Annotated in this window: 18 protein-coding genes; 10 read left to right on the top strand and 8 right to left on the bottom strand. The window is 70.2% G+C overall.

Annotation, left to right across the window (positions count from 1 at the left end; genetic code table 11):
• Positions 1-38: 38 nt before the first annotated feature.
• A complete protein-coding gene (locus ACWDUM_RS18825) occupies positions 39-1,313 on the top strand; it encodes a glycoside hydrolase family 1 protein (RefSeq protein WP_450135215.1) in 1,275 nt (424 codons plus the stop codon).
• Positions 1,314-1,367: 54 nt separating this feature from the next.
• Positions 1,368-2,000 carry a homoserine/homoserine lactone efflux protein gene (gene rhtB / locus ACWDUM_RS18820; protein WP_450135096.1) on the top strand — a complete coding sequence of 211 codons (633 nt, stop codon included), beginning with the start codon at positions 1,368-1,370 and terminating at the stop codon, positions 1,998-2,000.
• Between the two features lie 22 nt (positions 2,001-2,022).
• On the opposite strand, the gene ACWDUM_RS18815 is transcribed toward rhtB, so the two are convergent.
• Entirely contained in the window at positions 2,023-2,436 is a 414-nt protein-coding gene (locus ACWDUM_RS18815; RefSeq protein ID WP_450114795.1) for a VOC family protein, read from the bottom strand.
• A 129-nt stretch (positions 2,437-2,565) separates the two neighbouring features.
• On the opposite strand from ACWDUM_RS18815, the gene ACWDUM_RS18810 reads away from it, so the two are divergent.
• Positions 2,566-4,758: a phosphocholine-specific phospholipase C gene (locus tag ACWDUM_RS18810; RefSeq protein ID WP_450135095.1), complete on the top strand. Its 2,193-nt coding sequence runs from the start codon at positions 2,566-2,568 to the stop codon at positions 4,756-4,758.
• A gap of 50 nt (positions 4,759-4,808) precedes the next feature.
• Positions 4,809-6,257, top strand: coding sequence for a cellulase family glycosylhydrolase (locus ACWDUM_RS18805; protein WP_450135094.1), 1,449 nt, complete (start codon positions 4,809-4,811; stop codon positions 6,255-6,257).
• 50 nt (positions 6,258-6,307) lie between these two features.
• Here the strand turns inward: ACWDUM_RS18805 and nadC are convergent, their stop codons facing one another.
• Genes nadC through nadA form a run of 3 tightly spaced genes read right to left on the bottom strand, consistent with a single transcriptional unit; the run spans position 6,308 to position 9,842 of the window.
• Positions 6,308-7,171 (bottom strand): carboxylating nicotinate-nucleotide diphosphorylase, encoded by an 864-nt coding sequence (gene nadC, locus ACWDUM_RS18800; RefSeq protein ID WP_450135093.1) that lies wholly within the window; start codon positions 7,169-7,171, stop codon positions 6,308-6,310.
• Positions 7,168-8,811 (bottom strand): L-aspartate oxidase, encoded by a 1,644-nt coding sequence (locus ACWDUM_RS18795; RefSeq protein ID WP_450135092.1) that lies wholly within the window; start codon positions 8,809-8,811, stop codon positions 7,168-7,170. Before ACWDUM_RS18795 ends, nadC begins: the two co-directional genes overlap by 4 nt.
• Complete coding sequence (gene nadA / locus ACWDUM_RS18790; RefSeq protein WP_450135091.1) at positions 8,811-9,842, bottom strand: quinolinate synthase NadA; 1,032 nt, start codon at positions 9,840-9,842, stop codon at positions 8,811-8,813. The genes ACWDUM_RS18795 and nadA overlap by 1 nt, the downstream gene beginning before the upstream one ends.
• Positions 9,843-9,935: 93 nt before the next feature.
• On the opposite strand from nadA, the gene ACWDUM_RS18785 reads away from it, so the two are divergent.
• Entirely contained in the window at positions 9,936-10,625 is a 690-nt protein-coding gene (locus ACWDUM_RS18785) for an NUDIX hydrolase (protein ID WP_450114789.1), read from the top strand.
• Between the two features lie 16 nt (positions 10,626-10,641).
• Here ACWDUM_RS18785 and ACWDUM_RS18780 read toward each other — a convergent pair whose 3' ends face one another.
• From ACWDUM_RS18780 to bioB, 3 genes are all read right to left on the bottom strand, one after another.
• Positions 10,642-11,256, bottom strand: a complete 615-nt coding sequence (locus ACWDUM_RS18780; RefSeq protein WP_450135090.1) for a DUF2567 domain-containing protein — start codon at positions 11,254-11,256, stop codon at positions 10,642-10,644.
• A gap of 197 nt (positions 11,257-11,453) precedes the next feature.
• Positions 11,454-11,684, bottom strand: a complete 231-nt coding sequence (gene bsaP, locus ACWDUM_RS18775) for a biotin synthase auxiliary protein BsaP (protein ID WP_450135089.1) — start codon at positions 11,682-11,684, stop codon at positions 11,454-11,456.
• An 11-nt stretch (positions 11,685-11,695) separates the two neighbouring features.
• Complete coding sequence (gene bioB, locus ACWDUM_RS18770; RefSeq protein ID WP_450135088.1) at positions 11,696-12,709, bottom strand: biotin synthase BioB; 1,014 nt, start codon at positions 12,707-12,709, stop codon at positions 11,696-11,698.
• A gap of 142 nt (positions 12,710-12,851) precedes the next feature.
• Between bioB and ACWDUM_RS18765 the strand changes: the two genes are divergently transcribed.
• Positions 12,852-13,439 carry a TetR/AcrR family transcriptional regulator C-terminal domain-containing protein gene (locus ACWDUM_RS18765; protein ID WP_450114785.1) on the top strand — a complete coding sequence of 196 codons (588 nt, stop codon included), beginning with the start codon at positions 12,852-12,854 and terminating at the stop codon, positions 13,437-13,439.
• Between the two features lie 35 nt (positions 13,440-13,474).
• Here ACWDUM_RS18765 and ACWDUM_RS18760 read toward each other — a convergent pair whose 3' ends face one another.
• Positions 13,475-13,996 carry a hypothetical protein gene (locus tag ACWDUM_RS18760; RefSeq protein WP_450135087.1) on the bottom strand — a complete coding sequence of 174 codons (522 nt, stop codon included), beginning with the start codon at positions 13,994-13,996 and terminating at the stop codon, positions 13,475-13,477.
• Positions 13,997-14,210: 214 nt separating this feature from the next.
• Here ACWDUM_RS18760 and ACWDUM_RS18755 point away from each other — a divergent pair, with 214 nt between their 5' ends.
• The 4 genes from ACWDUM_RS18755 to ACWDUM_RS18740 all read left to right on the top strand — a co-directional run bounded on the left by ACWDUM_RS18755 (position 14,211) and on the right by ACWDUM_RS18740 (position 18,096).
• Positions 14,211-15,545, top strand: a complete 1,335-nt coding sequence (locus tag ACWDUM_RS18755) for a lipase family protein (RefSeq protein ID WP_450135086.1) — start codon at positions 14,211-14,213, stop codon at positions 15,543-15,545.
• 97 nt (positions 15,546-15,642) lie between these two features.
• Positions 15,643-16,749 (top strand): lipase family protein, encoded by a 1,107-nt coding sequence (locus tag ACWDUM_RS18750; RefSeq protein WP_450135085.1) that lies wholly within the window; start codon positions 15,643-15,645, stop codon positions 16,747-16,749.
• A gap of 58 nt (positions 16,750-16,807) precedes the next feature.
• Complete coding sequence (locus ACWDUM_RS18745; RefSeq protein ID WP_450135084.1) at positions 16,808-17,605, top strand: lipase family protein; 798 nt, start codon at positions 16,808-16,810, stop codon at positions 17,603-17,605.
• Positions 17,605-18,096 carry a pyridoxamine 5'-phosphate oxidase family protein gene (locus tag ACWDUM_RS18740; RefSeq protein WP_450135214.1) on the top strand — a complete coding sequence of 164 codons (492 nt, stop codon included), beginning with the start codon at positions 17,605-17,607 and terminating at the stop codon, positions 18,094-18,096. The genes ACWDUM_RS18745 and ACWDUM_RS18740 overlap by 1 nt, the downstream gene beginning before the upstream one ends.
• The last annotated feature ends 13 nt before the right edge of the window (positions 18,097-18,109 follow it).

Here is an 18,109-nt window from a genome sequence, read left to right as displayed (position 1 = left end):
ACCTGCTCACCGTGGCCCGATTCGCACGATTTCTCGCCCTGCTCGCCGCCGCCCTGACCCTTCCCGCCGTCGCGGTTTCCCCCGCGACCGCGACGCCCGCGGCGGACCCGCTCGGACCCGACTTCGAGTGGGGTGTGGCGACGTCCGGGTTCCAGGCCGAGGGTCCGCCGCCGGACAGCAACTGGTCGCGCTACATCGCGGCGGGCAAGACGCACGATCCGTACGGCAGCGGCCCGGACTTCCGGCACCGCTACGCCGAGGACATCGCCAACGCCGCGGCCATGGGCGTCGACACGTTCCGGTTCTCGGTGGAGTGGGCGCGGGTCCAGCCGACACCCGACAGCTGGGACGAGGCCGAGTTCGCGTACTACGACGACGTGGTGCGGCAGATCCGCGCGCACGGGATGCGGCCGATGATCACCCTCGACCACTTCGTGTACCCCGGCTGGGTCGCCGACCGCGGCGGGTGGCGCACCGACGAGACGATCGGGTTGTGGCTGGCGAACGCGGACAAGGTGATCGCCCGCTACGCCGGTCAGGGCGCCACCTGGATCACGTTCAACGAGCCGACCGCGTTCGTGCTCAAGGAGACCACGTTCGGCGGCATCTCCCCGCTCGACGCCACCGCGGTGCTCGACCGGATGGTGCGCACCCACCGCGCCGTGTACGACGTCATCCACCGCCTCGACCCGGGCGCCCGGGTGTCGAGCAACGTCGCGTACATCCCCGCTGTGATGGACGTGATCGACGGGCAGTTCACCGATCGTGTCCGCGACAAGCTCGACTTCCTCGGTCTCGACTACTACTACGGGGTCTCACTGGACAACCTCACCGCGGCGGCCGCCGCGACCGACAAGTTCTACGACGTCCGCCCGCAGCCGGACGGGATCTACCACGCGGCAATGCATTTCGAGCACAAGTATCCGGAGCTGCCGATCTTCGTGGTGGAGAACGGGATGCCGATGGACGACGGAAAGCCCCGCCCGGACGGCTACACCCGCTCCGACCATCTGCGGGATCACGTCTACTGGCTGCAGCGCGCGAAGGCGGACGGCGCCCACGTGATCGGTTACAACTACTGGTCGATCACCGACAACTACGAGTGGGGCAACTACCGCAACCGCTTCGGCCTCTACACCGTCGACGTGCTCACCGATCCGACCCTGACCCGCAGACCCACCGACGCGGTCGCGACGTACCGGGAGGTGATCGCCGGCCACGGCGTCCCGGCCGACTACCGCCCCGTCATGGCCGACTCGGTGTGCTCGCTGGTGAATCCGCCGCGGAGCTGCCTGGCGACGTCCGGCAGCTGACGGCGCCGGCCCTCCGCCCGAAAGTGGCACCGGACCTGCCCCTATGCTGTTCGGGTGACGTGGCAGGTGTGGTTGGGTTTCCTCGGCGCGGCGTGGGTGATCAGCCTGTCCCCCGGCGCAGGGGCGATCGCGTCGATGTCGTCCGGGCTCAGCCACGGACTGCGCCGCGGCTACTGGAACATCCTCGGCCTGCAACTCGGACTGCTGCTGCAGATCGTGATCGTGGCGGCCGGGGTCGGCGCCCTCCTCGCGTCGTCGGCGGTGGCGTTCACCGTCATCAAGTGGTTCGGGGTCGCCTACCTGGTCTATCTGGGGATCCGGCAGTGGCGGGCCGCGCCGACGGAGGTCGACACCGACAGCGCGAAGCCGACCGGGTCGGCGCTCGGCATGGTGACCCGCGGCTTTCTGGTGAACGCGAGCAACCCGAAGGCCGTGGTGTTCATGCTCGCGGTGCTGCCGCAGTTCCTCGACCCGGCACGGCCGCTGGTCCCGCAGTACGCGATCATCGCGGCGACGATGATCTGCGTGGACGTGATCGTGATGACCGGCTACACCGGTCTCGCCGCGCGGGTGCTGACGTTCATGCGCTCGCCCCGGCAGCAGCGCATCACCGGCCGGGTGTTCGCCGGCCTGTTCTTCACTGCCGCCGGGTTCCTGTCGCTGGTGCGACGGGCCGCGACCGTGTGAGCGCCGTCGGCGTGAGCGCCCGTCAGGACGACTCGCCGGCGATGTTGACCATCCAGCCGATACCGAATCGGTCGGTGCACATGCCGAACACGTCACCCCACATCTGCTTCTCCAGCGGCACCGCGACCTGACCGCCCTGGGAGAGCTTCTCCCACCAGCCTCGCAGTTCGTCGGCGTCGTCACCGCTCAGGCTCACCGAGAAGTTGGTACCGGGGTTGTGTTCCATGCCGGGCGGGGTGTCCGCACCCATCAGGGTGAATCCCTGTGGCGTCTCGAGCATGGCGTGCATGATGCCGTCGGCACCGGGCGCGTCCTTGTCGCCGAACTCGCCGAACGTGCTCAGGTTCAGGGTGCCGCCGAACACACCCTTGTAGAACTCCATCGCCTCGCGGGCGTTGTCCTTGAAGCTGATGTACGGGTTGAGACGTGAACTCATCGCTGCTCCTCGGGTCGGCCGAACAGTGGCGTGGACCACACTACGACATGACCCCGCCCCGATGGCTCGGCGCAGCGAATTCCCACACTCCCCCAAAACAACTGGACGTTTGGTCTACAGTCTCGGATCGTGAGCCGTACCGACCCCACCCACAGCGCACCGGATGCGAACCGAAACACCTTCTCCCGGAGGAGTTTTCTCACAGCGAGCGCGGGCGCGGTGGCGGCGGTCGCCACATCGTCACTGCTCCCACCCTCCCTGCAGCGCGCACTCGCGACCCCGGTGCCCCCCGGCGGCCTGGAGTCGGTCGAGCACGTCGTGCTGCTGATGCAGGAGAACCGGTCGTTCGATCACTACTACGGAACGCTGCGTGGGGTCCGGGGATTCGGTGACCCGAACGCGCTGCGGCTCCGGGACGGGGCCTCGGTCTTCGAGCAGCCCGCACCGACCGGCAGGGTGCTGCCCTTCCCCATCCGGGACTCCGCCGCCGCGCAGCAGATGGACGCCCAGAACGTCACCGGCCTCGACCACAGCTGGGAAGGCGGCCACCGGGCGCTTGCCGACGGCTGGCACGACGGATGGGTCGCGGCCAAGACGGGCACCACGATGGCGTACTACGACCGCCAGGACATCCCGTTCCACTACGAGCTCGCGGACGCGTTCACGATCTGCGACGCCTACCACTGCTCGGTACCGACGTCGACCAGCCCGAACCGCAACTACTGGGTGTCCGGATACACCGGTTTCGAGCCTCCCGCCCCGCTACCGAAGAGCGCGGCCTCGTCGGATCTGGCGGGGTCCTCGGGCGTGACACTGTCGTCGGATCCGGGTCCGGAGGGCCGCGCCGTCACCAACGCCGCCTACGACCCCTGGCATGCCGGCTACGGGTGGACCACCGTCCCCGAGCGGCTGCAGGCGGCGGGCGTGACCTGGAAGACGTACCAGGAGTGGGACAACTTCGGGGACAACAACCTCGAGTACTTCACCACCTTCAAGAAGGTCGGGGCCGCCCTGCTCGGCCACCCCGGCCTGCTCCCCTACCAGCTGCAGACCCTGGCGGGGTTCTACCTGGCGCTGCCGACGATGCCCCCACCGGTCCAGGACGCGGCGGTGCGCGCGCTCGAGATCGCCGCCGATCAGCTCACCCCGGCCGACCGTGAGCTGTACGACCGCGCGCTGTACCGGTCCCGACCGGGAACACTCGCGGCCGAGTTCCGGAAGGACGTCGAGTCGGGCAGGCTGCCGCAGGTCAGCTATCTGGTTCCGTCCGAGGTCGATTCGGAGCATCCCTCCGGATCGTCACCCGCGGCGAGCGCGACGCTGCTGTACCAGGTGCTCGACGCCATCGCCTCCGACCCGGACCTGTGGGCGAAAACGGCCGTGATCGTGAACTTCGACGAGAACGACGGCTACTTCGACCACGTCCCGCCACCCCGCCCGCCCCGCACCGCCGCCACGGAATGGGTGGGTGACCAACCGCTGGGCCTCGGCCCGCGGGTGCCGATGACGATCATCTCGCCCTGGACCGTAGGGGGGTTCGTCTGTTCGCAGGTGTTCGACCACACCTCGGTGGCCCAGTTCCTGGAGAGGCGATTCGGGATCGCCCAGGCGGAGATCGACCCGTGGCGGCGCACGGTCAGCGGAGACCTCACCTCGGCGTTCGACTTCGCCCATCCACGCGCTCGCCCCACCCTCACCCGGCCGCAGCCGACCCCGCCGCTGGAGCCGCGATGGACTCCGACCCCACCCGTCGAGCAGCGAATGCCACTGCAGGAGAGCGGCACCCGGCCCGCCAGGGCGCTGCCCTATCAACCCGGCGCAGACGCCCGCGTGGACACCGCCGCTCGTTCGGTGACGGTGCACCTGTCCAACACCGGTGCGTCGTCGGCACATCTGGCCCTGTATCCGTACGCGGGCGAGTTCGACCAGCCGCGGCATTTCGACGTCCTCGGCGAGATCACACACACCGCCAACCTGCCCGCCCCACGGTACGACCTGCTCTTGGTGGGCCCGAACGGCTTCCGACGCGAGTTCGCCGGCTCGGCCGAGGGTGCGGCCGCGACACTCGACGTATCCGCGTCGGCGGACCCTACCGCGATGGCCCTCGACCTGTCGGTGGAGAACCGGGGACCGCACGCTCTGACGATCGTCGTCGACGGGGGCCGCCGGCAACTCGCATCCGGCGGCCGGGCGTCGTGGACGGCTCCGTCGGGCGACGGCTGGTACGACTGCACCATCACCGTCGAGGAGGACCCGGACTTCCGGCGCAGACTCGTCGGACACACCGAGAACGGCCGAGAGAGCACCAGCCAGCCGGCGTGACCACCGCAAGGCACGACATCCCGCTGACCCGCAGAACACCAGGAGGTTTCATGCGCCGCATCCGGCTCGCATCCCTGATCGTCACGAGCACACTGATCCTCGGAGGCGGGATCGCGACCGCACAGAGCAGTATGCCCACGTCCGGGAGTGGCGGTGGCGGTGGCACGACGCGGACCTACCTCAAGGACGACGCCGGCCGGTCACTGATCCTGCGGGGATTCAACACGGCATCGAGCTCGAAGAGCGCGCCGGACGGCATGCCTGCCTTCACCGAAGCCGACCTCGACCGCGAACAGACCGACATGGGAACGAACTTCGTACGCTTCCTGATCTCGTGGCGTTCCGTGGAACCCGAACCGGGACAGTACGACCAGGCGTACCTGGACCGGGTCGAGGACCGGGTCGGCTGGTACGCCGAACGCGGCTACAAGGTGATGCTCGACATGCACCAGGACCTCTACTCCGGCGCGATCACCCCTGACGGCAGGACCGGCAACGGGGCTCCGGGTTGGGCGACGTACATGGACGGCCTTCCGGTCAACGAAAGGGACCGCTGGGAGCTGTATTACGTCGAGCCGGGCGTCATCCGCGCATTCGACAACTTCTGGAACACCACCGGCAAGCATCCCGAGCTGACGGAGCACTACGCGAATGCGTGGCGGGCGGTCGCCGAACGATTCGCGAACAACGACACCGTCGTGGCGTACGACCTGATGAACGAGCCGTGGGGAGGCTCACTGCAGGGGCCTGCGTTCGAGTCCGGTCCGCTGGCCGCGCTGTACCAGCGGACCACCAACGCCATTCGGCAGGCCGACCAGGACAGCTGGGTGTGTGTCGCCCCGCAGGCCGTCGGTGTCAATCAGGGCGTGCCGAGCGGGCTCACCAACATCGACGACCCCCGTGCGGGCGAGCGACGCATCGCCTACTGCCCGCACCTGTACCCGCTGCCCCTCGATCTCGGTGACGGTTACTCGGGTGTGTCGAAGGACCTCACCGACGCGACCATCGAGACCTGGCGCGCAAGCATCGAACACATCGCCGGGAACGTCCTTCAGGGGGCACCGATCATCCTCGGCGAGTTCGGGCTCGATACCACGCTGCCGGGCGCCCAGGAGTACCTCGATCGCGTCTACACCGAGGCTCGGGAGATGGGTGCGGGAGTCGCGTACTGGTCGAGCGACCCCGGTCCCTGGGGCCCGTACCTGGAGGACGGGACGCGGACGATTCTCGTCGACACCGTGAACAAGCCCTACCCGCGCGCGGTTGCGGGCACACCGCACGAGTGGTCGTCGTCCACCGACCACCTCGAGCTGACCTTCCGTCCTGACCCCGCCGTCACGGCCCCCACCGAGATCTACCTGCCGCGTAACGGGTTTCCCGGGGATGTCACGGTCGCGGGTGCGGACGTCGTGACCTGGGACCGGCAGAACCGCCTGCTGACGGTGCGGACCGAGTCCGGTGTCGACGAGGTGACCGTAACGGTGACACCGGCGGCCTGAGCCCGCGCCGGCGACCGCGTCGGCGCCCGGACACCGCCCGGGCGCCGGCGTCACATGTCGAGACCGAGGTCCAGGACCGTCACCGAGTGGGTGAGCGCGCCGACGGCGAGGAAGTCCACGCCGGTGCCGGCGTAGTCGGCGGCGACGTCGAGGGTCAGGCCGCCGGACGATTCCAGCTTGGTCTTCGGCGAGTGGGTGTTGCGGCGCTGCACCGCGGACTGGGTCTCCCAGAGCGCGAAGTTGTCCAGCAGCACCAGGTCGACGCCCTCCGCGAGAACCTCGTCGAGCTGCGCGAGACTGTCCACCTCGACCTCGCACTCGATGTCCGGCGCGACCTCACGGACCGCCCGTAGCGCCGCGACCACGGACCCGGCGGCCGCGACGTGGTTGTCCTTGATCAGCGCCGCGTCACCGAGACCCATCCGGTGGTTGACGCCGCCGCCCATCCGCACCGCGTACTTCTGCAGCGACCGCAGCCCGGGCAGCGTCTTGCGGCTGTCGCGGATCTTGCAGTCGGTGCCCGCGACCGCCTCGACCCACCGCGCGGTGGCAGTGGCGATGCCGGACAGGTGGCACAGCAGGTTCAGCATCGTGCGTTCGGCGGTGAGCAGGTCCCGGGTCGGCGCGGAGACGGTCAGCACCGCATCGCCCGCCGCCACGGCGGTGCCGTCGTCGACGCGGGCGAGGACCTCGTAGTTGCCCGCGCCGACGACCTCGTCGAGGACGAGCAGGCCGACGTCGATGCCCGCGACCACACCGGCACTGCGGGAGACGACGGACGCCTTCGCGACCGCCCCCTCGGGGACGGTCGCCACCGAGGTGACGTCGGGTCCGTAGCGCAGGTCCTCGTCGAGGGCTACCCGCACCAGCGCGCGGATCTCGTCGCGGTCGAGGCCGTCAGCCAGGGTGGTCATCGTGCTCCTGTCGGGATCGGTTCGGCGCTCACGAGGTCGGTGAGGGCGAGAGTGCCGTCGGGTTCGCGGCGCACGGGCAGCGGCCGCCGCCAGGCGTCGTCGGTGTCGGGGTGGTCGAGCCGGGTGTGGCAGCCACGGCTCTCCGTGCGGGCGGACGCGGCCAGCACCAGCGCGGACGCCGCCGTGGTGAGCGCGGCGTCCTCGAGGTCGGTGACGGTCGACGGCCGCACCGTCTCGCGGCTCGCCAGTGCCACCGACACCGTGGACAGGCCGTCCCCGTCGCGCACGACGGACGCGTGCGCGGTCATCAGCGACTGCACCGTGGCCCGCGACACCACCTCCGCGGCAGGGAGATCCGAGGAGGCCACCTCCACTGAAGTTCCGATGCGCTCGGCTGCGGCCAGCCCGGCGCGCTCTCCGACGACCAGGCCCTCGAGCAGGCTGTTGGAGGCGAGCCGGTTGGCTCCGTGCAGCCCGGTGCGCGCGACCTCACCGGCCGCGAGCAGGCCGGGCACCCGGGTGCGCCCGTGGGTGTCGGTGACGACGCCGCCACACGAGTAGTGCGCGGCAGGCGCGACGGGGATCAGGTCGGCGGCGGGATCGAGGCCCACCTCCCGGCAGGACGCGGTGATGGTCGGGAACCGCTCCGCGAAGCCGTCGACGCGGCGGGCGTCGAGGTACACGTGGTCCTCCCCGAGCGTCCGCAACCGTGCTGCGATCGCCTTGGACACCACGTCCCGCGGCGCCAGGTCACCCATCGGGTGCACACCCGCGGTCACCGAATTCCCGTGGGAGTCCACGAGAACCGCGCCCTCGCCGCGCACCGCCTCGGAGATCAGCGGACGCCGGCCGACCCCGCCTGCCGCGAACAGCACGGTCGGATGGAACTGGACGAACTCCAGGTCCGCGACGATCGCACCGGCGTCGAGGGCCAGCGCGATGCCGTCGGCGGTCGCACCGGGCGGGTTGGTGCTGCACGAGTACAGCTGACCGAGGCCGCCGGTGGCGAGCAGCACGGCCGGTGCGTGGATGACACCGACGGCGGTGCTGTCGATGCCGGTGCCGACGGCGGTGCCGTCGGTGCCGGTGCCGAAGCCCTTGTCCGACAGGACGACCAGGCCCTGGACGCCGTCGACGCCCGTCACCACCCGCGCGGCGGCGGCACCGAAGAGCACCGGCATGCCCGCCGCGTTCAGTGCCCGCTGCACCTCGGCGCCGGTGGCGTCGCCCCCGGCGTGGATGATCCGGCGAGCGCTGTGCCCGCCCTCGCGGGTGCGCGAGACCTGACCGTCGCGTCCGCGGTCGAACACCGCGCCGAGGTCGGCGAGTGCCGTGACCGCGTCCGCGCCTGCCGCGACGATCGACCGCACCGCCGCCTCGTCGCACAGCCCACCGCCGGCGGCGAGGGTGTCGGCGACGTGGGCGTCGACGTCGTAACCGCTGCTGACCGCGATGCCGCCCTGCGCGTACACGGTCGCGGTGTCGGTGGGACCGCCTTTGCTGACGGTGAGCACCCGCAGGCCGGCGCGGGTCGCGGTGCGGGCCGCGGTCAGTCCCGCGACCCCACCGCCGACCACGACCAGGTCGGCGTGCGCCTCCCAGCTGTCGTGCACCCCGGCGCCGGGCGCGAGCCCGTTCACTACTCGCCGCCGCCCGGGTTGCCGATCTCGATCATCCGCTGCACGGACTTGCGGGCACGTTCGGCGACCGCGGGGTCGACGTGCACCTCGTCCTTGCCCTCCTGCAGGCAGCGCAGCAGGGCGGCGGGGGTGATCATCTTCATGTACGGGCACGACGCGCGGTCGTTGACGGCCTGGAAGTCCACCTCGGGCGCGGCCTTGCGCAGCTGGTGCAGCATGCCGACCTCGGTGGCCACGAGGACCTGCCTGGCGCCGGTGGCGCGGGCGGCGTCGAGCATGCCGCCGGTGGACAGGATCTTGACCTTGTCCTCGGGTACGAAGCCCTCGCCGGCCAGGTACAGCGCGGAGGTGGCACAGCCGCACTCGGGGTGCACGAACAGTTCGGCGTCCGGGTGGGCCTTGGCCTGGGCGGTCAGCTCGTCGCCGTTGATGCCGGCGTGCACGTGGCACTCACCCGCCCAGATGTGCATGTTCTGCCGGCCGGTGACGCGCTTGACGTGCGCCCCGAGGAACTGGTCGGGCAGGAACAGCACCTCGCGGTCGGGGTCGATCGACGCGACGACGTCGACGGCGTTCGACGACGTGCAGCAGATGTCGGTCAGGCCCTTCACCTCGGCGGTCGTGTTGACGTACGACACGACCACGGCGTCGGGGTACTCGGCCTTCCACTCCCGCAGCTGGTCGGCGGTGATGGAGTCGGCGAGCGAGCAGCCGGCCCGCTCGTCGGGGATCAGGACCGTCTTGTCCGGGCTGAGGATCTTGGCCGTCTCGGCCATGAAGTGCACGCCGCAGAAGACGATGGTGTCCTCTTCGGCCTCGGCGGCGATCCGGGACAGCGCCAGCGAGTCCCCGACATGGTCGGCGACGTCCTGGATGGCCGGCAGCTGGTAGTTGTGCGCGAGCAGCGTCGCGCCGCGCTCCTTGGCGAGTCGTCGCACCTCGGCGGCCCATTCGGGGCCGGCTTCGACGCCGGTGTAGCCACCGGGACCGTCGGTGATCTGACCTGCACCTGCCCACAACGTCGATGTCATGGCCGTTCTCCTTACCGCGAAGCCGTGTCGCTGGTAATGCCGGGGGGCTGCCCGGATTTCCGTTTCGGGGGTTTTCGACTTACGATCGAAAACGTGCCCAATGGTAACACCCTCCACGAAGTGCTCACCGCGGTGTTCCAGGTTCGCAATGTGAACGACAATCCCGAGCTGTGCGTGCTGCTCTGGCAGCGCGCCCTCGAACCCGAACGCGGCGCCTGGTCGCTGCCCGGCGGACTGCTACGCGACGACGAGGATCTGAAGACCTCGGCACGGCGGCAACTCGCCGAGAAGGTCGACGTGCGGGAGGTCGCGCACCTCGAACAGCTGTCGGTGTTCTCCGATCCGCACCGGGTGCCCGGCGTCCGGCTGATCGCCTCGACATTCCTCGGTCTCGTCCCACTCGACGCCGACCCGGACATTCCCCCGGACACCGCCTGGCATCCGGTCTCGGCTCTCCTCCCGACCGCATTCGATCACGGTGTCGTCGTCGAGCACGCCCGCACGCGACTGGCCGCGAAACTGTCCTACACGAACATCGCGTTCGCGCTCGCGCCCGACGAGTTCGCGATGTCGACGTTGCGTGAGATCTACTGCGCGGCTTTGGGTTATCAGGTGGACGCGACGAATCTGCAGCGGGTCCTCGGTCGGCGCGGGGTGCTGGTCGCGACCGGCGCGACCGCCGCGCCCGGACGCTTCGGCGGCCGTCCGCCCGCCCTGTACCGGTTTGCCGAGTCGCGGTTGCGCGTCACCGACGAGTTCGCCGCGCTGCGGCCCCCCACCTGATCCCGCGAGAGTTCAGCTATCGGAGCAACGGCCGCGACGCGGCGTCGGCAGGTGCACTCTCGACGGCGGCGGAGGGGGCGGTGCGACCGAGATCGGGACGCGAGCTGAGCGAGACGAGCAGCAGGTACACCAGCGACGCCGCAAACGGTTGCGCGATCAGCGCCATCATCGTGCCGAGCCCCGGCGTCGCGGGCACGATCTGCCCCAGTTCGAGGTCCTCGACCCCAGGGAAGCGCAACCGGGCCACCCCGAGCCCGACGACCGCGGCGGCGGATGCGCCGACCACGGAGCCGACGACCAGCCCGATCACCTGCGCGACTCCGCGGTGCGCCCGCCGCGTCCAGACCGCGACCGCCGACAGCACCCCGAGGATCGCCCCCAGGCACAGGAACAGCGCAACCGCGTCGAACTGGTGACCGCTCTCCCCCGTCAACGACACGGCGCCGCCACCGGAGACGACCAGGAAGTGCTGTGCGGGCACGAGCAGACCCCAGACGATCCCGGCGAGCGCGCTGACCACGACGATCCCGACGACGACGCGGGCGGCCGCGGCCGTGTCGGCCCGGCGGGTCCGGCGCTCCGCCGCGGTGGGCGCGTGCTGCGCATCGGGTGTGTCGGTCTCGGTGGTCACGATCATCCACCTTAGAGGTGCACCGCGAGGTGCCACGCACGACGCGGACACGGCTCCCGATCGTGCGCGCCGGACCTCACGAGCGCGAGGGCTTCGGCTCGGGCCGTCGGCCGGGGCGTCCCCTTCAGTGCGCTCGGCCGGGGCGCCCCCCTCAGTGCGCTCGGCCGGGGCGCCCCCCTCAGTGCGCCCCGGCCTGCTCAGCGCCGCTCGCCCTCCGTGGAGTCGCTGACCCCGTGACGCGAGCACTTGGCCCACCAGCCGTCGGGACTGACCTGCACGATCATCCGGCGACCGCAGTGCTCGCAGAACCGGGGCGGCTCGAGCCCCAACTCCGCGGCGGCGGGCACCGAATCCGGGACGCCGGGCACGATCCGCAGCCCCGTGTACGGGTTGTACCGCTCGGCCGCATCGGCGACAGGCGTGTCCATCGCGGGCGCTCCTAGATGGTCTGATTGAGGGCCTTGATCGGCATCTGCAGTTCGCCGAGCAGGTCCAGATCGGATTCGGCGGGACGGCCGAGGGTGGTCAGGTAGTTGCCGACGATGACGGCGTTGATGCCGCCGAGGATGCCCTGCTTGGCGCCGAGGTCACCCAGGGTGATCTCCCGGCCGCCGGCGAAGCGCAGGATCGTCCGCGGCAGCGCGAGCCGGAACGCGGCCACGGCCCGCAGCGCGTCGGCCGCAGGCAGCACCTCGAGGTCGCCGAACGGGGTGCCGGGGCGGGGATTGAGGAAGTTCAGGGGCACCTCGTCGGGCTCGAGCTCGGCCAGGTTGGCGGCGAACTCGGCGCGCTGTTCGAGACTCTCCCCCATGCCGAGGATGCCGCCGCAGCAGACCTCCATGCCGGCCTCGCGGACCATCCGCAGGGTGTCCCAGCGCTCCTCCCAGGTGTGGGTGGTGACGACGTTGGGGAAGTGCGACCGGGAGGTCTCGAGGTTGTGGTTGTAGCGGTGCACGCCCATCGCGGCCAGCTGGTCGACCTGCTCCTGGGTGAGCATGCCCAGCGAGCACGCGACCTGGATGTCGACCTCGCCCCGGATCGCCTCGACACCGGCGGCGACCTGTGCCATCAGCTTCTCGTCGGGCCCACGGACTGCCGCAACGATGCAGAACTCGGTGGCGCCGGTCTTGGCGGTCTGCTTGGCGGCCTCGACCAGGCTCGGGATGTCGAGCCAGGCGGCGCGGACCGGGGACGCGAAAAGCCCTGACTGCGAACAGAAGTGGCAGTCCTCGGGGCAGCCGCCGGTCTTGAGCGAGATGATGCCCTCGACCTCGACCTCCGGACCGCACCACTTCATGCGCACGTCGTGCGCGAGCGAGAGCAGGTCCTCGAGCCGATCGTCGGGCAGCTGCAGCACCTGCAGGGTCTGCTCCTGGGTCAGGCCCTCACCACGCTCGAGGACCTGCTCCCGCGCGATCGCGAGGATGTCGGTGCGGACGGGGGCCTGGGTCACGGGTAACTCCTGAATGCCGGGCGAGTGTTCCGATCGCGAAGTGATTAGCTCGACGAACTTGAACACCGTACAAGTTGAACGCCGTTCAGGTTAGGGTCGTGGTGAAATGGTGTCAACCAACACCGACGGAAACGGACAACACGTGCAGTTGCGACGAGCCGACGTCCTGGCCGGGGCGATCACCATCCTCGACGAGTACGGCCTGGGCGACCTGACCATGCGCAGGCTGGCCACCTCGCTCGGCGTGCAGCCCGGCGCGCTGTACTGGCACTTCCCAAACAAGCAGACGCTGCTGGCGGCGATCACCGACGACATGCTCGGCCGGGTGTCCGGGCCGATCGACGCATCCGCGTGGGACGAGCGCCTCGACGTGCTGGCACACCGCATCCGGGACGCACTGCTCGCCCACCGCGACGGCGCGGAGCTGGCGGCCGCCTCCTACGCGGCGCGACTGGCGACCAACGACGCTCGCGACACCCTGGCACGGTCGTGCACCGAGGCCGGGCTGCCGGCCGACGAAGCCGAGTTCGCCGCCGACACGCTGCTGTTCTACATCCTCGGGCAGACGACGGACGAGCAGTCCCGGATGCAGATGGACAGCCACGGCGCACTCACCGAGGACGCCTCGCCGCTGTACGACAGCACCAGCGGGACAGCGCGTTTCGACTACGGGCTGAGCCTCTTCGTGGACGGCGTCCGCAGCCGGCTCGGCGAGCACGCCCGGCGCTGAACCGCGCCCGGGCGCACCGGATCTGCCGTGCAGGGTCAGTCGGACCCGGGGAACGCTCCCGGCCCCGGCTCGACCGCGCAGAAGCTCTGCCCGCACCACGGCCCGACACGGACCCAGCCCGCGTCGAACAGCACCCTGTCGTAGATCCCCGGCTCCCACCGGGCCGCCGAGTCGAATTCCACGACCGCGACCTCGTCACCGCCGTGTCCACTGACGACGCGGATACACCGGTACGTGCGCGCACGCTCGAGCGGCTCGGGGCTCTCGACCCAGCGAGTCTCGCCCTCCGGGTCGATGACGGCGGTGTACTCCCCGACGGGCACACCTCTTTCGGCGCGCTCGACCTGCGTCACCTCGGCAAGCGACCCAGCGGCTCCCGACAGTGCATCCATTGCCACGGCGAGCGCGGCGGCGGCCTGGTCGAGCTGAGCACCGACGGCCTCGCGGTTGCCGAGATCCTCTGCGGCGGCACGCAACCGAGTGATCAACTGCGCCACCTCGTGCACCGTCTCGATCGACTCCGCGACGCCGAGCCGCACGACCCGAGGGTCGATCACTGCGTCACCGCCACGAGCGCGGAGCAGGGCTCGCGGTCCGGTCGTCCGGCCACGTGGAAGTGCATCTGGATCGTTCCTCCCGCCGGCGGCGAAGCCGGAACACCTCGCTCCGGATATGGAAGCACGCACTCGGTCCGCCGGCCGCCACCGACGTGCGGGAGTCACGTCACACAAGGCGCCTCGCACTCGCGACCGGCCGACTACGCTGCCGCTCATGCGCCTGTCGGGAGTCCTCGCCACCCTCGTCGCGACGACCCTTCTCGGCACCGGCGCTGCCGCGGGCCCCACGGCATCCGCACAGGCCCAGCCTGCCATCGACGCGTTCTACACTCCCCCGGACGGATTCGAATCCGCGACACCCGGCTCGATCCTGAGGGAGCGGCCCGTGGAGCTCGCGTCCTACTCCGTCCTGCCGTTCAACGCGGAGGCATGGCAACTCCTCTACCGGACAACCGATCTCGCCGGTGAGCCCACCGCGACGGTCACCACCGTGATCCGGCCCGCGGGCGCGCCCGCTCCGGGCGGGCGGCCGCTGCTCTCCTACCAGGTCGCGCACGACAGCGTCGATCCCGCGTGCGGACCCTCGGTCACGATGCAGGCCGGCTCCGGCCCCGGAGGCTTCTTCACCCAGGGCGAGATGACCTTCATCACCTATGCCCTGCAACAGGGCTGGGCGGTGTCGGTTCCCGATCACGAGGGTCCCGCGGCACGCATCGGCGCACCGCGCGAGCCCGGTTACGCGGTCCTGGACGGTGTCCGGGCCGCCGAGCAGTTCGCGCCGCTCGAACTTTCCGCGTCGGGCACACCGGTGGGACTGTGGGGCTACTCCGGTGGCGGACTCGCCACCGGCTGGGCAGCGCAGCTGCAGCCGTCGTATGCGCCGGAGCTGAACATCCGCGGCGCCGCGCTCGGCTCACCGGTCCCGGACCCCGTCGCCATGAACCACCTCAGCGGGACGTTCTGGGCGGGTCTGCAGTTGATCGGAATCGCAGGCACCCGGCAGATCTTCCCGGAGGCCGCGCGCGAGATCGACGCGCACCTCACCCCGGAGGGTCGGGCCGCCCTGGACGAGATGGGTGACCAGTGCGTGATCGCTACCGTCGCCTCGAACATCCTCCGGGACAACAGCCCCTACCTCACGGTCCCGTACGCGCAGCTGATGGAACTGCCTGCGATCACGGCCGCCGTGCAGGAGATCAAGCTGGGCTCGGCCGCTCCCACGGCGCCGGTGTACGTCTATAGCGCCGTAACCGACGAGATCGTCCCGATCGGCACGGTGGATCACCTCGTCGACCAGTACTGCCGGGGCGGCACCCCGGTCACCTACCGGCGGCACGAGACCGGACTGCACGCGACGGTGCTCATCACCGGCGCCTCGGACACGCTGAACTGGCTGCGCGACCGGTTCACCGGCGCTCCCACCGCACCGGGATGTGACATCGTCAGCACGCCGTCGACGCTGCTGTCGCCCGGCGCAGCTCAGACGTACGCCGAGACCAACCTCCGGCTCCTCGAGTCGTACACGGATGCACCGATCGGCCCACGCTGAGCGCTCACCCCACCTACATCGGGCCGATATCAAGACGAATCCAAGACGAAACCAACATGATTCGTCGCGCGACTCCCCCCGTGGTCCACTGAGAACCGTGCTCACGCGACTCGCGACGGCAACCCTCGCCGCACTGGTGCTGGCGACCTCGCCCGCGGCGGCCACGACGACGGTCGCCCCGGGTGAGGTGACCGCGGTCCACGCACTGCCCGCGGAGCAGTGGATCCCCGGCGCGGTCTCCGGTTCTGCACTGACCTACGGCACCCTCGGCGCACAGAATCGGCCCGCGACCAGCACCGGCGCGGTGTTCCTTCCGCCGGGAACTCCCCCGCCGGGAGGATGGCCGGTGCTCTCGTGGGCACACGGCGCCGTCGGCATCGCGGACGGCTGCGCACCCACCGTCACCGGCAAGATCGGAGGCCCCTACCTGGGCCGATGGCTCGCGCAGGGCTACGCGATCGTCGCGACCGACTACGTCGGCCTCGGCACCGAGGGCGTGCACCCCTACCTGGACGGGGCGTCGGAGGCGCACGCCGTCGTCGACATGGTCCGCGCCGCCCGTGCCGTGGAGCCGAGCCTGTCGGACCGGTGGGTGACGTTGGGCCAGTCCCAGGGCGGGCAGGCGGCGATGGTGGCGGCCACGATCGCGACCTCCTACGCACCGGAACTCGACTACCGCGGCACGGTCGCACTGGGTGTGCCGTCGAACATCGAGAACCTCGCACCGCTGGGCGGCCCGCTGTTCCCGCCGCTGCCGCTGACCGGAACCACGGTGTTCATCTCGTACGTCCTGGCGGGACTGCGCGCGACGCGCCCGGACGTGGACGTCGACTCGTACCTGAGTGCGCGCGGCAGAGAGGTTCTCGCGCAGGCGGAACAGCTCTGCTACGAGGAGGCGGCCACCGCGATCGGCACCACGTCGATCGGCGCACTGTTCTCGCGACAACTGGACGCGCCCATCCTGGCCGCGCTCCGCGAGATGCTGGCGATTCCGCTGCGCGGCTACGATCGGCCGCTCTTCCTGGGGCAGGGCCTCTTCGACACGATCGTCCCCGCGCCGTTGACGTTCAAGCTGGCCGCCGACCTGGCGGTGAACGGCCAGCGGTTCACCTTCAAGGTCTATCCCAAGGATCACCTGCAGACGATGCTGGCGTCCGAAAGCGAGGCGAACACGTTCGTGCGGACCCTGTTCGCTCCGGCATGACCCGACCGGGTGGCCCGGTGCATCTCGTGCCGCCGACCACCGCGACGAGGAGCCGACCATGACACTCGATCCTCTCGACCCGACCACCGCAGTGGTGCTCGGCCCCTTCGTGGAAGCCACCTACGCCCAGTTCCGCGCCCACCCGCACGACCCGAGGCCCGCGACCGTCCCACTGCCCGCCGGATTTTCGCTGGTGCGCACCATTCAGATGAGTGATTTCCTGGTGGGCCCGGCGATACCGGAGTTCTACGGCTACCTCGCGATCGGGGGTACGCCCGCGATGCAGGTGATCGCAATCCGCGGCACCGTCACCCCCACCGAGTGGTTCGACGACCTGCACTGGGACCGGGTGCCGTTCACCTCGGTGGCGAACGGGGGCACCGTCGCCGAGGGTTTCCACGACATCTACTCGACGATGACGACGGCGGCGCCCGGCCAGCCGGGAACCATGCCGGGGATCGCCGGGCTGAGCGTGGCCGTCGACCCCGAGGTTCCCCTCGCGGTCACCGGGCACAGTCTCGGCGGTGCGCTGACGACGATGCTCGTGGTGGACCTGTGGGCGAACACGACGTTGCGGCCACAGGCGTGGACCTTCGCCTCCCCCAAGGTCGGCGACGCCGCCTTCGCCGCCCGCTATGCCTCGCTCAGCGAGGTGTCGTGGCGGATCTACAACATCGTCGACCTGGCACCATGGATCCCGGTCGACACCGAAGGCGACTATCAGCACGTCACCACCGGATACGCGCTCAACTCACTGAGCTACGCCCGGTGGAGTGTCGGGTGTGCGCACGCGATGAACACCTACCTGCACGGTCTCTCACCGGCCGTTCCACTCGACCCCGGCTGCAGGCCATGATGACCACCTGGCAGGAGTTCACCGCGGCCGCACCGCTCGTGTCGGCGGTGTTCCGCCGCCGCCACCGCGCCACCGGCAACCTGTGCATGCTGGCGACGCTGCGCTCCGACGGGTTCCCCCGCATCAGCCCGATCGAACCCCGGGTGTTCGAGGGCGAACTGTGGATCGCCGGTATGCCGGACACCACGAAGTTCCGGGATCTGGGCCGCGATCCCCGCTTCTGCCTGCACACCGCGACCGTCGATTCGATGGTCGGCGACGGTGACGCGAAACTGTGGGGCACCGTCCACGACGTGCGGGATCCGCGGCTGCACCAACGGTTCGCGACGGCACTGTTCGAGGAGACCGGATTCGACCTGCGGGGCAGGGAGTTCCGCCCGTTCTACGCCGCGGACATCACCGGTGCGTCGGCCGTCCAGCTCGTCGACGGCCATCTCGACATCACGATCTGGAGGCCGGGCGAACCCGAACGCGTCGTCCGCAAGCACTGAACACAGGAGGTGG

The sequence above is a fragment of the Rhodococcus sp. NPDC003322 genome (genome assembly GCF_053589555.1).
Note: the sequence above shows the minus strand (reverse complement) of the source record. Positions and strands in the feature narration are given on the sequence as shown.